Source organism: Kitasatospora sp. MBT66, from assembly GCF_000710405.2.
Classification (GTDB): domain Bacteria; phylum Actinomycetota; class Actinomycetes; order Streptomycetales; family Streptomycetaceae; genus Kitasatospora; species Kitasatospora purpeofusca.
This window is the reverse complement of record NZ_JAIY01000006.1, coordinates 122,980-123,424: the sequence shown is the minus strand read 5'-3', so window position 1 is coordinate 123,424 and position 445 is coordinate 122,980. Positions and strand designations below refer to the sequence as shown.

Sequence of the window (445 nt, the reverse complement as noted above, 5' to 3'; positions counted from 1 at the left end):
GGCGTCCGGCCCGGGCTGCCGCGGGTGCTGGTCCGTGGCGTCGTCCACCTCGATACGCAGCACCGTCCCGTCCGGGGCCAGGTGAGCGCGGAATCCGGTCAGCCCGCCGCCGTGGCGTATGGCGTTGGTCACGAGTTCGGTGGCGGCCAGGAGGGCGTCCCTCCTGGTCGCGCCGAGGTCGCCGGGCAGACGGTCGAGCAGGGCGGTGATCGCGGTCCGCGCCTCTGCGGCCGTGGTAACCGTTCCGGCGCCGTGGCCCGCTCCGTCCGGCGGCTCACCCGGGAGCGCAGCGAGTCGCGCGGAGTCGGGAGCCACCGTGCTGTCGTGGCGGGGGGACGGTTCCGGCATGGGTGGACCTCGAATGAGTGCAGCCGCAGGGTGTCGGACGTGGTACGGAGCGAGCGGCCCGATCCGCCTCGGGCGCCCCGTGCACCGTGCCCCGCAG

General features: G+C 75.5%; 1 protein-coding gene. It reads right to left on the bottom strand.

The window, feature by feature from the left end; translation table 11 throughout:
* Window positions 1-348, bottom strand: a 348-nt coding sequence (locus BI06_RS50670; protein ID WP_199523287.1) for an ATP-binding protein, incomplete at its 3' end; no start/stop codon positions are given.
* Window positions 349-445: the final 97 nt, after the last annotated feature.